The organism is Vibrio sp. bablab_jr001 (assembly GCF_016464285.1).
Classification (GTDB): Bacteria; Pseudomonadota; Gammaproteobacteria; order Enterobacterales; family Vibrionaceae; genus Vibrio; species Vibrio fluvialis.
On the sequence record NZ_JACDWZ010000068.1, the window covers coordinates 1 to 351 of the forward strand.

General features: G+C 60.4%; 1 pseudogene. It reads right to left on the reverse strand.

Annotated elements, in window-relative coordinates:
- Positions 1 to 351, reverse strand: a pseudogene (locus tag JIG40_RS10585) (phage tail protein); the annotation flags it as partial.

Genomic DNA, 351 nt, shown 5'->3' on the forward strand with positions numbered 1-351 from the left:
AGCGCCGGGAACAGTCCGGCAATGCTTGCTGAGGCCGTCAGGCTCTGCGCGATCGCAAGGTTGTGTTCATACCGGGCGCGGGACAAACACGCGTCGGCGGACTGTAACTGATCGCAGATAATCACCCGTGTGCGCGAGGCATCGACATCGGCCGCGGTGACCACCGCGCTGGCATCGTCCCACGCGCCCTGAACTTCGGTGCGGTGAAAGCGGGTATGGAACTGACGGGCAATCTCAAGGCGTTCGATGTTGTTGCCGACTTCAAGCCCGATACCCTGAATGATGCTGTGCGCGGTGTTCTCAATCGTCAGTACGCCATTGCGTTCAATCAGCGCCAAGCCTTGCTCTCGA